General features: G+C 70.1%; 13 protein-coding genes. 7 read left to right on the plus strand and 6 right to left on the minus strand.

What is annotated here, in order from left to right; all coding sequences use genetic code 11:
- The first annotated feature begins 114 nt into the window (after nt 1–114).
- Nucleotides 115–993 (plus strand): PhzF family phenazine biosynthesis protein, encoded by an 879-nt coding sequence (locus N799_RS05620; protein WP_036209177.1) that lies wholly within the window; start codon nt 115–117, stop codon nt 991–993.
- 127 nt (nt 994–1120) lie between these two features.
- Here N799_RS05620 and N799_RS05625 read toward each other — a convergent pair whose 3' ends face one another.
- Together N799_RS05625 and N799_RS05630 are read right to left on the minus strand one after the other, a co-directional pair.
- Nucleotides 1121–1801 carry a glycine zipper 2TM domain-containing protein gene (locus tag N799_RS05625; protein ID WP_036209180.1) on the minus strand — a complete coding sequence of 227 codons (681 nt, stop codon included), beginning with the start codon at nt 1799–1801 and terminating at the stop codon, nt 1121–1123.
- 113 nt (nt 1802–1914) lie between these two features.
- Nucleotides 1915–2349, minus strand: a complete 435-nt coding sequence (locus tag N799_RS05630) for an OsmC family protein (protein ID WP_036209183.1) — start codon at nt 2347–2349, stop codon at nt 1915–1917.
- Nucleotides 2350–2574: 225 nt separating this feature from the next.
- Here N799_RS05630 and fusA point away from each other — a divergent pair, with 225 nt between their 5' ends.
- The 4 genes from fusA (at nt 2575) to N799_RS05650 (ending at nt 6721) form a co-directional block, all read left to right on the plus strand.
- Nucleotides 2575–4614, plus strand: a complete 2040-nt coding sequence (fusA, locus tag N799_RS05635; RefSeq protein WP_036209185.1) for an elongation factor G — start codon at nt 2575–2577, stop codon at nt 4612–4614.
- Between the two features lie 259 nt (nt 4615–4873).
- A complete protein-coding gene (locus N799_RS05640) occupies nt 4874–5431 on the plus strand; it encodes a DUF1439 domain-containing protein (protein WP_036209188.1) in 558 nt (185 codons plus the stop codon).
- Between the two features lies 1 nt (nt 5432).
- A complete protein-coding gene (locus N799_RS14325; RefSeq protein ID WP_052101270.1) occupies nt 5433–6191 on the plus strand; it encodes a hypothetical protein in 759 nt (252 codons plus the stop codon).
- 14 nt (nt 6192–6205) lie between these two features.
- Entirely contained in the window at nt 6206–6721 is a 516-nt protein-coding gene (locus N799_RS05650) for a PIN domain-containing protein (protein ID WP_238978775.1), read from the plus strand.
- Here N799_RS05650 and N799_RS05655 read toward each other — a convergent pair.
- The 4 genes from N799_RS05655 to N799_RS05670 form a co-directional block, all read right to left on the minus strand.
- Complete coding sequence (locus N799_RS05655; RefSeq protein ID WP_238978777.1) at nt 6693–8975, minus strand: DUF5916 domain-containing protein; 2283 nt, start codon at nt 8973–8975, stop codon at nt 6693–6695. The genes N799_RS05650 and N799_RS05655 overlap by 29 nt on opposite strands.
- Nucleotides 8976–9191: 216 nt before the next feature.
- A complete protein-coding gene (locus tag N799_RS05660) occupies nt 9192–10358 on the minus strand; it encodes a DUF3734 domain-containing protein (protein ID WP_036209191.1) in 1167 nt (388 codons plus the stop codon).
- Nucleotides 10359–10380: 22 nt separating this feature from the next.
- The gene (locus tag N799_RS05665) at nt 10381–11181 is read right to left on the minus strand and encodes a 3-hydroxybutyrate dehydrogenase (protein WP_036209193.1); all 801 of its coding nucleotides are present in this window, start codon (nt 11179–11181) and stop codon (nt 10381–10383) included.
- Nucleotides 11182–11388: 207 nt separating this feature from the next.
- Nucleotides 11389–11868 carry an SET domain-containing protein gene (locus N799_RS05670; RefSeq protein WP_036209320.1) on the minus strand — a complete coding sequence of 160 codons (480 nt, stop codon included), beginning with the start codon at nt 11866–11868 and terminating at the stop codon, nt 11389–11391.
- A 135-nt stretch (nt 11869–12003) separates the two neighbouring features.
- Between N799_RS05670 and N799_RS05675 the strand changes: the two genes are divergently transcribed.
- Complete coding sequence (locus N799_RS05675) at nt 12004–12474, plus strand: SUF system Fe-S cluster assembly regulator (RefSeq protein ID WP_036209196.1); 471 nt, start codon at nt 12004–12006, stop codon at nt 12472–12474.
- Between the two features lie 18 nt (nt 12475–12492).
- Entirely contained in the window at nt 12493–13980 is a 1488-nt protein-coding gene (sufB, locus tag N799_RS05680) for a Fe-S cluster assembly protein SufB (RefSeq protein ID WP_036209198.1), read from the plus strand.
- Nucleotides 13981–14084 lie beyond the last annotated feature (104 nt).

Here is a 14084-nt window from a genome sequence, read left to right on the forward strand (position 1 = left end):
CCGACACCCGCCTCATCGCGAACCCGCGATTCTAGGGTGCGCCCCGCCCGGCAGTCATCCGGCCCCGCGCCGGGGCCGCCACGACCTTCCTCCCCCGATCCTCATCCCCCCGCCATGCCCCTGCGCCGCTACCTGCAGCTCGACGTGTTCGCCGACCGGCCCGGTGCCGGCAATCCGCTGGCGGTGGTGCTCGACACCGACGGCCTCGACGACGCCACCATGCAGGCGATCGCCCGCTGGACCCGGCTGCCGGAAACCACCTTCATCTTCGCGCCCGGCGCGCCGGGTGCGAGCTATCGGGTGCGGATCTTCAGCCCGCAGCGCGAGGTGCCGTTCGCCGGCCACCCCAGCGTCGGCAGTGCGTTCGCCGCGCTCGATGCGGGACTGGCCGCGCCGGTTGATGGCCGCCTGCTGCAGGAGGGCATCGCCGGGCTGCTGCCGCTGTCGGTCGATGACGGCGACGGCGGCCCGGTGATCGCGGTGCGGACGCCGCGCGCGGAGGTGGTCGAGGTGGCCACGCGCGACGACCGGCGGCTGGCCGCCGCGGTGGCCGCGCTGCCGGCGGGTACGTTGCCCCCGGCGCTGGTCGACGGCGGTCGGCGCTGGTGGCTGGTCGAGGTGGCCGACGAAGCCGCGCTGCGCGGCGCACGCCCCGACTGGGAAGAGATCAGCGCGCTGGCCCGCGACACCGGCAGCATGGGCGTGTGCGCATTCGCCCGGGCGGACGGCAGCGGCGGCCACGACCTCGCGGTACGCGCGTTCGTCGGCGCGAGCGGGCCGTTCGAGGACGCCGCCTCGGGGGCCGCCAACGCGATCCTCGCCGCATGGCTGGCCCACAACGAGGCCCTGCCCGGCCGCGACGGCCGCTACGTCGCCAGCCAGGGGCGCGAGATCGGTGCCGATGCGCGCCTGCAACTGCGGGTCGATGCCGACGGCGATGTCTGGTCGGGCGGCCGGGTGCAGCCGGTGGTCCGCGGCCACATCGACTGGTAACCGCCGCGGCGGCGGCACAAGGAAAAACGGGGGCGCTCCGGCCCCCGGCGCGCATCCGCGCGGCTCCCCTTTCAGGTGTGGTCGACAGGCGGGCGGTCGATCGCTCGCAGGCGCGCCATTACGCCGGTCATTCAGGGCGGACGTCGACCCGGACCCGGATGCGGTCGCCCGGGTGGTAGGCGGTACGGGTGGTGTACTGGCGCCCGGCGTACTCGTAGGTCACGTCGTACTCGCTGACGCCGTTGCCGCCGGTCTGCATGTAGTGGCCGTCGGCCGGGACCGGATCGCACACCGTCACGGTGCCGCGATGGTCCTGCTGGCGCCGGTTCTGCTCGTAGATCTCGCGGCCGGCCATGCCGCCGACCATCGAGCCGATCGCCGAGGTCGCGTAACGGGCGCTGCCGCCGCCGACCTGGCTGCCGATCACCGCGCCGACCACGCCGCCGATGACGGTCGCCATCGTGCTGCCGACCTGGCTTCCGCCGCCGTAGCGGTCGTCGCGGTAGCCATCGCGGTAGTAGTCGTCGCGCCCGTAGTCGCGGTAATAGCGGTCGTCGTAGGCGTCGCCGCGGGCGTAGCTGTCGCGCTGGTAGCAGCGCCGGTCGTTGCTGGCGTAACGGCCGGAATCGAACACCGGATCGACCCGCACCACGCGAGCATAGTCGTACTGCACGCCCGGGGCCGCGTAGCCGTTGCCCGCCGGCTGCACATACAGGCCGGTGTACTGCTGCGCGCCTGCGGCGCCGCTGGTGGCGACCAGCGCGAAGGCCAGGAGGGGGGCGAGGCCCCGGGGGGTTGGTCGGTTCATGCGCAACGGCTCCGGAAAAGGCGGGCCGGACCATCCTCGGCAGCGCGAACGCAACCCCCGCTGAATTTTGTTAGGACAAAGTGAAACCGTTCAGCGGGGGTGGCGCGCGCCTCTCAGGCCCTGAGCGTCGCCTCCAGCGAGATCGGCACCGCCGACAACGCCTTCGACACCGGGCAGTTCTCCTTCGCGTCGTTGGCGATCGACTGGAACTTCGCGTCGTCGATCCCCGGCACCTCGGCGTCCACCTTCAGCCGGATCCGCGACAGGGCCGGCCCGCCCTCCATCGACAGGTCGACATCGGCGCGGGTGTCGAGCCGCGCCGGTGGGTGCCCCGCCTCGCTCAGCTTGGCCGACAGCGCCATCGTGAAGCAGCCGGCGTGCGCGGCGGCGATGAGCTCCTCCGGGTTGGTGCCCTTCTCGTCACCGAAGCGGCTGCTGAAGGCGTACGGCGTGTCGGACATCAGTCCGCTCTGGGGCGTGGCGAGGCGGCCGCGGCCGGTCTTGAGGTCGCCTTCCCAGTGCGCGGTGGCGTGGCGCGAAATACCCATGTCGTGCTCCCTTGGTGGCCAGGAACCGCCATCCTGCGCGGGCCGGCGTTAGCCCCGCATGCACGCCGCGCCACGGCTTGACGCGCCCCGGCGACGGCGCGAGGCTTGGGGTCCGGCGCCCGCCGCCGGCCTCCCGCCATGACCGCCCGCCGAGCGCACCACGCCCGGCGCGCAGCGCGGACAGCCATGACGGCCTTCCATCCCGCCCAAGGGAGAAGTCCGCTCATGTCCTACACCACGCAAGACATCCGGAACGTGGCGCTCGCAGGCCACCCCGCCGCCGGCAAGACCACCCTGTTCGAAGCCCTGCTGCACGCCGGCGGCACCATCCAGACGGCAGGCACGGTCGAACGCGGCAACACCCTGTCCGACTCCGACCCGGTCGAGAAGCAGCGCGGCCACTCGCTCGACATCGCGGTCGCGGCGATCGACCACGCGGGCATCCACCTCAACCTCGTCGACACCCCGGGCTATCCCGACTTCCGCGGCCCGGCGCTATCGGCGCTGGCGGCGGTGGAGACGGTCGCGATCGTGATCGATGCCACCAGCGGGGTCGATTACGGCGCGCGCCGGATGATGGACCGCGCCCGCGCGCGCGGACTGTGCCGGGTGGTGGTGGTCAACAAGATCGACGCCGACGGCGCCGAACCCGCGCGCGTGCTGGAGGAACTGCGCGAGACCTTCGGCCCCGAGTGCCTGCCGCTGAACCTGCCGGCCGACGGCGGCAAGGCGGTGGTCGACTGCCTCGCCAGCCCGGAAGGCGACAGCGACCTCGGCCCGGTCGCCGACTGGCACCGGAGGATCATCGACCAGGTGGTCGAGATCAACGAGACGGTGATGGAGCGTTACCTCGACGTCGGCGAGGGCGGCCTGTCCGGCGACCAGCTGCACGACGCCTTCGAGCAGTGCCTGCGCGAAGGCCACCTGGTGCCGGTACTGTTCTGCTCGGCACGCAGCGGGGTCGGGGTAAGGGAGCTGCTGGACGTTGCCGAAAAGTGGTTCCCCAACCCGGCCGAGGCCAACCCGCCGCCGTTCGAGAAGGGGGCCGCGCGCACGCGCATCCAGGCCGTGCCCGACCCCTCCGCGCACGTCATCGCCGACGTCTTCAAGATCGTCAACGACCCGTTCGTCGGCAAGCTCGGCATGTTCCGCGTCTACCAGGGCACGGTGCGTCGCGACAGCCAGCTGTACATCGACGACGGCAAGAAGCCGTTCAAGGTCGGCCATCTGTTCAAACTCAAGGGCCGCGAGCACGCCGAGATCGACCGCGCGGTGCCCGGCGACATCGCCGCGATCGCCAAGGTCGAGGACCTGCACTTCGACGCGGTGCTGCACGACAGCCACGACGAGGACGAGATCCACCTCTCGCCGCTGGACTTCCCCAGACCGATGTTCGGCCTCGCGATCGAGGCGGCCAGCCGCGGCCAGGAGCAGAAGCTCGCGACCGCGCTGCACAAGCTGGCCGAGGAGGACCCGTGCTTCGTCGTCGAGCACGAGAGCGAGACCAACGAGACCGTCGTGCGCGGCCTGTCCGACCTGCACCTGCGGGTCAACCTGGACCGGCTGAAGGAGCGTTACGGGGTCGATGTCGAATCGCGCCCGCCGCGGATCGCCTACCGCGAGACCATCAGCGCGCCGGCCGAGGGCCACCACCGGCACAAGAAGCAGACCGGCGGCGCGGGCCAGTTCGGCGAGGTGTTCCTGCGCGTCGAACCATTGCCGCGTGGCGGCGGCTTCGAGTTCGTCGACGCGGTCAAGGGCGGGACGGTCCCGGGGCAATTCCTGCCGGCGGTCGAGAAAGGCGTGCAGCAGGTGCTGCGCAGCGGCGCGCTGGCCGGTTACCCGATCCAGGACGTGCGCGTGACCGTGCACGACGGCAAGCACCATCCGGTCGACAGCAAGGAGGTGGCTTTCGTCGCCGCTGGCAAGAAGGCCTTCCTCGACGCGCTGGGCAAGGCGCGGCCGCAGGTGCTGGAGCCCATCGTCGACCTGGAGGTAGCCGCGCCGGAGCAGCACATGGGCGACATCAGCGGCGGGCTGGCAGCCAAGCGCGCGCGGATCAACGGCACCGACACCCGTCGCGACGGCATCGTGGTGAAGGCGCAGGTGCCGCTGTCGGAGCTGGAGGGTTATGCCGCGGAGCTGAAGTCCGTCACCGCTGGCCGCGGCCGCTACTCGCTCGACTTCAGCCATTACGAGCCGGTGCCGCCGCAGGTGCAGCAGAAGCTGGTGGCGGCCTACCAGCCGCGGCACGAGGACGACTGAGCAACGAGGACGGTTCGGCCGGCGATGGTGTCCAGTGGGATGTCCAGCTCGGCGACGCGGGCGCCGTTCGCGCTGGCGGCGCCGACGTGCAGCGTCGCGCCGGTCGGGCCGTCGTCCAGTCCGGCATGGCGAACCCCATCCGAAGGTCACCGTCTTCGCGCTAGCATCCACGGGCGCCGGTGGTGCGTGGCCGCCACCGTCGCTGACCCGTCATTCACCACCGCCGGGTAAGGTGGCGACGCTCTTTCGAGGACCGATCATGCGCAAACCCGTGGTATCTGCCGTCTTCCTCCTGGCCCTGCTGGTGGCCGGCTGCTCCACGCTCAACACGCTGGGCGCGCTGCTCGGCAGCCAGGTGACGTTCACCCAGCCGCAACTGCAGCACGCGCTGGACGGCAACTTCCCGAAGGAGTACGACAAGCTCGGCGGGCTGGTGTCGCTGCGCCTGACCAACCCGACGCTGTCGATCCCCTACGACAGCAACCGCCTGCGGCTGGACTTCGATGTCGGCCTGTCGGCGATGGGCACCAGCGTCGCAACCACCGGCCACTTCGCGCTCAGCAGCGGCCTGCGCTTCGACCCCGGCACCCGCGGCCTGCACCTGCAGGACCCGATCATCGAATCGGTCGACGTGCCCGCGCTGGGCGGCGTGATGAGCGGCAGTTCGCGCGAACTGCTCAATTCGTGGCTGGCGGACTACGCGAAGCAGGAGCCGGTCTACCGCCTCGACAGCACCCTGCTCGACCGGATCAGCGCGCGCCGGATCGACTCGACCGTGATCGACCGCGGCGTGGTGGTGGTCAACCTGGGCGAATGACGTGCGCGCACTGGCTCCCCTGCTGTTGGCGATGACACTGGCCGTGGCCGGTTGCGGCGATGACGACGACGCGGCCCGCAGCGTCCGCCAGGCCGGCGGCGAAGACGCCCTGCCCGCGCCCGAGCGCACCGGCGGCAGCGTCACCGGCATGCCCGACGCGGGCGATCCGCGCCGGACCCTGCCGCCGACGGAACCCCCCACCGAACGGCCGCCCGACTCCGCCGTCGACAGTGACGGCAATCCGCTGCCGCTCGACGGCCTCGCCGGGCTCGAGCCGGGCCTCGCGGGGCAGACCCCGCCGGGCGAGGTCCCGCCGTTCCCCGGCGCGGCCACCGACGGCGTGCCGCCGGTCCCCGGCCCGGCCGGCGATCCAGTCACCGCCGAGGGCCCCGGCCCCGCCGAAGCCATCGCGGTGATGAAGGCGTACTACGACTCGCTCAACGCGCACAGTTTCGGCAGTGCCTACGCGCTGTGGTCCGGCGGCGGCAGCGCCAGCGGCCAGTCGCCGCAGCAGTTCGCCGACAGCTTCTCGCAGGTGGCGGGGATGTCGGTCGAGATCATGGAGCCCGGCCGCATCGATGCCGCCGCCGGTTCGCGCTACATCGAGGTGCCGGTGGCGGTGAAGACCACCCGCACCGACGGCAGCGTGAACCGCTACGTCGGCGCCTACACCCTGCGCCGGGCGGTGGTCGACGGTGCCAGCGAGGAGCAGCGCAGCTGGCGGATCGCATCGGCCGACCTGCGCCAGGTGCAGCCATAACCGGCAACCGGCAGGTGGCGGAGATAACGCTTGTCGCCGGCGCGCCGCGGATCGTGCTGGACACCAATGTCTGGCTCGACCTGCTGGTGTTCGCCGACCCGCGCACCGCCCCACTGCGCGAGGCGCTGGACAGCGGCGCGGTGACCGCGGTGGTCGATGCCGGGTGCCGCGAGGAGTGGCAGCGGGTGCTCGGCTACCCGTTGCTGCGGCTGGAGCCGTCGCGGCGCGATGAGTTGGTGGCCGCGTTCGACGCGTTGGCGTGGGCGCTGCCGGCGGTGTCGGGTGCGGACGGGACTGCGCGGTCGGCCCGGGCGGGCACTGCCGCAGGTTCGGTGCCGCGCTGCCGTGACCCCGACGACCAGAAGTTCCTCGAACTTGCGCAGGCCAGTGGTGCCCGCTGGCTGCTCAGTCGCGACCGCCACCTGCTGTCGCTGGCAAGGCGATGCAAGCGCGAGGGACTGTTCGAGATCACCACGCCGGAGGAGTGGGTCTCTCCCCGCCCTACAACTCGAACCGGTACGACAGCTTGACCAGCAACTGTTCGCTGTCGCGCAGCGAGAAGCTGTCGAGCAGCTGCTCGCGCGGGCCGGTGGAGAACTCGTCGAGCATGTAGCCGCCGCGGCCGTACACCACGTACAGGTCCGACAGGGGCGCGAGGATGTAGCGGTAACGCACCTGGAAGCCGAGGTTGCGCAGGCTGAAATCCGTCACCGGCTCGGCCGACGCCACGGTGCTTCCGTCGGGCAGCACCTCGACCGCTCCGGTCAGGTCCGCGTCCAGCCCGATCGCCTGCAGCTTGACCCGCAGCTCCTGCCGCTGGCCGATGCTCCAGTCCATGCCGGCGTCCAGCTGCAGCGAGCGCTGCTCGAAGCGGCCCACCAGGTTGTCGTGCTGCCACACCAGCCAGTCCGGGTCGTACTCGGCACTGCCGGCGACGAACACGCTCAGCGCATCGCTGAAGTAGTAGGTCGGCTCGAAGTCGACGCTGTAGCCCACCTCGTCGTTGCCCTCCAGCCCGCCGCTGCCGACCCAGGCGTCGAACTCCCATGCCCACGCGCCCTTGCGCGGCCGGTTGCGCTCGAACGACAGGCTGAAGTTGCCCGGCCGGTACAGCGGGTTGCGGCCGCGGGTCAGCTGGTCGTCGTACGCCGGCGCGTTGAGGTTGAGCTGCAGGTACTCGCTGCCGCCGTCGCGGCGGTCGCTGGAGCGGATCAGGCGCAACTGGCGCTGCAGGCGCAGGCCATGGTCGTTGTCCAGGCCGATGATGCGGCCGCGGTAGTCGTGCGACGAGTAGGCCGACGCCGCCGGCAGGTCGGTCAGCCGCCGGCTCAGCTGCCAGTGGCCGTAGTTGAGGTTGTTGCGGCCCAGGTAGCCGAAGTCGTTGACCTCCAGATCGTCGCCGAAATGCATCGCCAGCCACTGCTGGCGCCAACCGTCGCCCATCTCGTAGTCGACGATGGTGGTCGCGCCGCTGCCGCGGGTGGTCCGGCCTTCCTGCTCGATGTCGCTGCCGACCACGTTGCTGGTGACGGTGAGCGTATCGGTCGGCTGCCAGCGGTGGTCGATGCCGAGCACGCGCGCTTCGCGGTCCAGCCACGGACGCAGCACCTGGGTCGCCAGCAGGCCGACATTCTGCCGCTCGAAATCATGGTTGAGCCGCAGGGCGCGGAACGAGCGGCCGGCCTCGCCGTCCTCCTCGGCCGCCATCACGCCGTAGTTGATGCCGCCGATGCTGCCGTTGAGCTTGACCGCCGCCTCGATGTCGCTGGCGCCGCTGCCATCGTCGGCCGCGCCACCCACGCGCCGGGTGTAGATCAGCTGGCTGTTGTCGATCAGCAGGCCGAAATTGAAGATGCCCTGGTTCTCGGTGAAGAACGGCCGCTTGTCGCTGAAGAAGGTCTCCTCGGCGCCGAAGTTGACCACCAGGTCGTCGCTCTCGACCTGGCCGAAGTCCGGGTTGATCGTCGCGGTCAGCTGGGTCTGGCCGTTGGGCTTCCAGAAGATGTCGGCGCCGGCGTCGAACTCGCTTTCGCCTGCGATGTTGTCGTGCACGCCGACCACGTACGGGGTGATGGCCAGCAGCGACTGGCTGTACGCCGGCAGCTCGACCTTGTTGAAGTCCGACAGGAAGCGCGGCCGCAGGAAGCTCGCGGTCGGCCAGGACACACGCTCGCCGGTGGAGCCGATCACGCGGTCGAGGTACAGGCCGACCGTGCGGGTGTCGCCGTCGGCCTTGCGCATCGGCGCGATGTACCACGGGATCAGGAACTCGGCGTCCCAGCCGGCCTCGGTTTCCAGCGAGGCGTGCTTCCAGTTGCCGTCCCAGTCGTTGTTGAACTGGCCCTCGTTGGTCACGACCTCGTCGGCGATGCCGCCGGCCAGGGTGATCATGAAGTCGTAACCGGTGCGGCCGTCGCCGTCGAAGTCGACGATCACGTTGACCCGGTCGAGCTGGCCACCCTCGTCGCGGCGGGTGCGGGTGCGGGTGCGCGGCACGCCGGCCGGCTGGGTGTTGCGGAACGCGACGGCGAGGCCGTCCGGGGTCGACTTGACCCAGGCCTCGGTCGGGTACGGCGAAGCCTCCAGCGACAGCGGCTGGGTCAGGCGGAAATCGGTGATGTGCCGCGCGCCGGCCCATTCGTCGGGGTCGATGCGGCCGTCGACCTCGATGCCGCGCGGCTCGGGGGACGCGGCGGCGGCCGGCGCGGGCAGGTCTTCGGCCATGGCGTGGGCGTGGGCCGGCACGGCCAGGCAGGCGATCAGGGAGGCGGGCAGCAGGCGCATGGGAAGCCGGGTAGTCGGAACGGTGCGCAGCGTAGGCGGGATCGGTCACAAGGCCGACTGGCACAAGTCATGGCAACCAAACCGGGGCGTGGCGCATCGCAGGGTTGGGGCCGGCTCCGGGCAGGAGCGACATGAGCGCGACCCGCCGAACTTTTGAGGCGATGTACAGGTCGCGACTTACGTCGCTCCTACAGGGGAAGCAGGCGCGGAGCCGGATCAATCCGGCGCGGTGGCGTCGTGGGTGACGAAGGTGTTCTCCCCCGTCGGCAGCTCCAGCCACTCCGGATGCGCCAGCGCGCGGCCGATGTCGGCCAGGCCGGACTGCCAGTGCTCGCGCATCGCCACCCGGCCGAACTGGTAGTCCTTGAAGTGGCCGAACCGGGCCCGCTCGCGGTAGATCAGGTGGATCACCCCGATCCGGTTGTCGCAGGCCAGTTCCGCCGCGTGGCGGCACCACGGGTTGGACTCGCGCACGTCGGCCGGGATCTCCTCCAGCAACTCGCGCAGCAGCCGCCGGTAATGCTGCCCGACGCGCTGGATGTCGGTGACCATGCGGGTGCGGCTGGAGTAGCGGATCTCCTTCTCGCGCTCGGCGACGTCGAGCAGGGTCTGCGGCAGCTCGCCGCGCGCATTCCACAGGTCGACCTGGAACACCAGCGTGTCGGCCTGCGGTTCGGCCTGCAGCAGGTACGACAGCGGGGTGTTGGAGACCAGCCCGCCGTCCCAGTAGAAGCGCCCGTCGATCTCGACCGCCGGGAACGCCGGCGGCAGCGCACCGGATGCGAGGATGTGGCGCGCGTCGAGCCGCATGGCGCGGTTGTCGAAGTATTCCAGGTTGCCGCTGGCGACATCGACCGCGCCAACCGAGACCCGCATCTCGCCGTCGTTGAGCCGGTCGAAGTCGACCAGCCGTTCCAGCGTCGCGATCATCGGGCGGGTGTCGTACCAGCTGGCGACCGTGGGGCCGCCCGGCTGCAACGGGTTCTGCCCCGGCAGCCAGCTGCTCCAGCTGCGCGGCTGGTAGAAGCCACGCTGGCCCTCGGTCAACGCGCGCCACGCTTCCCAGGTGTCGAGCCAGGCGCGCGCGTGCTCGCCGATGTCGAGGAAGTGCGCCTCCTGCCCGAGCGTGGTCGCCGGCAGGAGGTACGGCTGCGAGATCGTCTCCCAGAACTCGTGCAGCGCGTCGACCCGCCGCTGCGGCGGGTTGCCGGCGATGATCGCGGCGTTGAACGCGCCGATCGAGATGCCCGCGACCCAGTCGGGCTCCACGCCGGCCGCGTGCAGGCCCTGAAACACGCCCGCCTGGTAGGAACCCAGCGCGCCGCCGCCCTGCAGCACCAGGGCGATGTGTCCGGGCAGGCGCAGCTCCGGCGTGGCGGTCATCGGTACGGCCCCGTTTCCGCCGTTACTGCATGTGCCAGCCGTGGCTGACGACGAAACTCTGCCCGGTCAGCGCGGCGCTGGGGAACTCGCACAGGAACCGGACCGTCTGCGCGACGTCCTCGACCGTGGTGAAGATGCCATCGACGGTCTGGCCGAGCATCACGTTGCGGATCACCTCCTCCTCGCTGATCCCCAGCTCCTTCGCCTGCTCCGGGATCTGCCTGTCGACCAGCGGGGTGCGCACGAAGCCGGGGCAGACCACGTGACTGCGCACGCCGCGCTCGCCGCCCTCCTTCGCCAGCGTGCGCGACAGCCCGAGCAGGCCGTGCTTGGCGGTGACGTACGCCGACTTGAGCTTGCTGGCCTGGTGCGAGTGCACCGAGCCCATGTAGATGACCGTGCCGCCGCGCGGCTTGCCGTCGTCGCCGGCCGCGTACATGTGCGGCAGCGCCGCCCTGGTGGTCAGGAAGGCGCCGTCGAGGTGGATCGCCAGCATCTTCTTCCAGTCGGCGTAGCTGTAGTTCTCGATCGGGTTGACGATCTGGATGCCGGCGTTCGACACGAGGATGTCCACCGGGCCCAGCTCCTTCACCACCTGCGCGGTGCCCGCGTTGACCGCGTCCTCGTCGGTGACGTCCATTGCCACGCCGATCGCACGGCCGCCGGCCTGCCCGATTTCGGCGGCGACGGCACGGGCGCCCTCGAGGTTGATGTCGGCGATCGCCACGGCCGCGCCGGCCCGCGAAAGCTCGAAGGCGATTTCCTTGCCGATGCCGCTGGCCGCGCCGGTGACGATGGCGACCTTGCCGTTGATCGAGGTCATGCGGGGGACTCCGTCTGCGATGGAATCCCCCGATGGTAACGGGTGCTCGTGACGATGCCCCGCGATGGACCGCAGCCGTTGGTCCAGTTGTCGACGAGGTGGCCTGCTTGTAGGAGCGACGCAGGTCGCGACCCGCCGCGCCTCCGTGGCGCTGTACAGGTCGCGACCTGCGCCGTTCCTACACGAACCGTCGGCCGTCGACCGGGTTCAGGCCTTCTTCCTGCGCTTCGGCTGCAGCATCGTGCCGGTGCAGTCCTTCGCGCCGCAGCGGCAGGCCCAGATCTTCTTCATCCGCGGCGTGTGCGCTTCTTCCAGGGTGATGCCGTAGTTGTAGGCCAGCTCCTCGCCGGGCCGGATGTTGCGGGTCGCCTCGATGAACACCCGGTCCCGGCGGCGGTCGTCGCCATCGTGCTCCTCCAGCACCGCCTCGCAGTTGGGCGCGCAGCTGTGGTTGATCCAGCGCGCGACGCCGCCTTCGTAATTGGCGTCGATCACGTACTCGTCGTTCAGGGTGAACAGGAAGGTGTGGCCGGAGTCGGCGTCGCCGGTGTCGCCGGCATCGACTTCCTCGTGGGTGCGTCGCCGGCCCTTGTACTCGATGATGCGCTCGCCCTTGCTGATGGGCTGCAGGGCGAACACGCCGTTGCCATGGATGGCGGAGCGGCGGGCGACGATCTTGCTCGGCATGCTGGGGTTCCGGCTGGACGGATCGGCCATTGTGCCCGAAGCCGCGCGCGGCCCTTCTTGAACGCTCCCGCGGCCGCCCTCTTGGCTGCGGCCGGATCAATCCGTACAATTCCGGTACGAATTGAGGTCCCCGCGATGCTCCGCGTCACCAAGCTCACCGATTACGCCACCGTCGTGCTGACCGTGCTCGCGGCCGATCCCGAGGCGGTGATGAGTGCGTCGGAGCTGGCCGAGCGCGCCGGCCTGGAGCCGCCGACGGTCAGCAAGCTGCTCAAGCCGCTGGCCCAGGCCGGCCTGGTCGAGGGCTTCCGGGGCGCCAACGGCGGCTACCGGCTGTCGCGTCCGCCCGCGTCGATCAGCCTGGTCGAGGTGGTCGAGGCGATGGAGGGCCCGCTGGCCATGACCGAATGCAGCATCCACGCAGGCAACTGCACGATCGAGGACCAGTGCGGCGTGCGCGCCAACTGGCGCCGGATCAACGACGTGGTGGTCGAGGCGCTGCGCAACGTCAGCCTCGCCCAGATGATCGACGGCGTGCCGCCCGCACCGCCGGACTCCCCCGCCCTTCCGTCCCGGCGCATCGACCTGCGCCTGGCGAACGCTTAACGAATGACAGGCAGCCAGATGGCCACCCAGCTCACCGAAACCCGTCCCGATACCTCCGTCGCCGAAGACGGGGCCAACCGGGAAATCCACGCCCAGCTCGGACGCAAGTACGAGGCCGGCTTCATCACGGACATCGAATCCGACAGCCTGCCACCCGGCCTGGACGAGGACACCATCCGCGCGCTCTCGGCCAAGAAGGAGGAGCCGGAGTGGATGACCGAATGGCGGCTGGCGGCGTACCGGCACTTCCTCACGATGCCGATGCCCGACTGGGCCAAGCTGAGGATCGGCCCGATCGACCTGCAGGCACTGAGCTACTACTCCGCGCCCAAGGGCCCGAAGTACAAGTCGCTCGACGAGGTGCCGCAGGAACTGATCGACACCTACGACAAGCTCGGCGTGCCGCTGCACGAGCGCGCCAAGCTGGCCGGCGTCGCCGTGGACGCGGTGTTCGACTCGGTGTCGGTCGGCACCACCTTCCGCAAGGAACTGGCCGACAAGGGCATCATCTTCTGCTCGATGTCCGAGGCCATCAAGGAGCATCCGGAGCTGGTGAAGAAGTACCTCGGCACGGTGGTTCCGGTCGGCGACAACTACTTCGCGGCGCTCAACTCGGCGGTGTTCTCCGACGGCAGCTTCGTGTTCATCCCCGAGGGCGTGCGCTGCCCGATGGAGCTCTCCACCTACTTCCGCATCAACGCCGGCCATACCGGCCAGTTCGAGCGCACCCTGATCATCTGCGAGGACCGCGCCCAGGTCTCCTACCTGGAGGGCTGCACCGCGCCGATGCGCGACGAGAACCAGTTGCACGCGGCGGTGGTCGAACTGGTCGCGCTGGAAGAGGCCGACATCAAGTACTCGACCGTGCAGAACTGGTATCCCGGCGACGAGAACGGCGTCGGCGGCATCTATAACTTCGTGACCAAGCGCGGCGAGTGCCGCGGCGCACGCAGCAGGATCCACTGGACCCAGGTCGAGACCGGTTCGGCGATCACCTGGAAGTACCCGAGCTGCGTGCTGGTCGGCGACGACTCCACCGGCGAGTTCCACTCGGTCGCGCTGACGCATCACCGCCAGCAGGCCGACACCGGCACCAAGATGATCCACATCGGCAAGCGCACCAAGAGCAAGATCATCAGCAAGGGCATCAGCGCCGGCCGCGGCCAGAACACCTACCGCGGGCTGGTCAAGGTGGCCGCCGGTGCCGAGGGCGCGCGCAACTACACCCAGTGCGACTCGCTGCTGATCGGCAAGAAGTGCGGCGCCCACACCTTCCCCTACATCGAGGTGAAGAATCCGAGCGCGACCGTCGAGCACGAGGCGACCACCTCGAAGATCAGCGACGACCAGCTGTTCTATTGCCGTTCGCGCGGCATCGGCGAGGAGGACGCGGTGTCGATGATCGTGGACGGCTTCTGCAAGCAGGTGTTCCGCGAGCTGCCGATGGAGTTCGCGGTCGAAGCCAAGAAGCTGCTGGAAGTGTCGCTGGAAGGCTCAGTCGGTTAAGGCCGGCCAGTCCATGTAGGAGCGACGTAAGTCGCGACCTGTACATCGACACCAACGTTCGGCGGGTCGCGACTCACGTCGCTCCTACAAAGAATCCAATATTC

The sequence above is a fragment of the Lysobacter arseniciresistens ZS79 genome (genome assembly GCF_000768335.1).
Taxonomy (GTDB): domain Bacteria; phylum Pseudomonadota; class Gammaproteobacteria; order Xanthomonadales; family Xanthomonadaceae; genus Novilysobacter; species Novilysobacter arseniciresistens.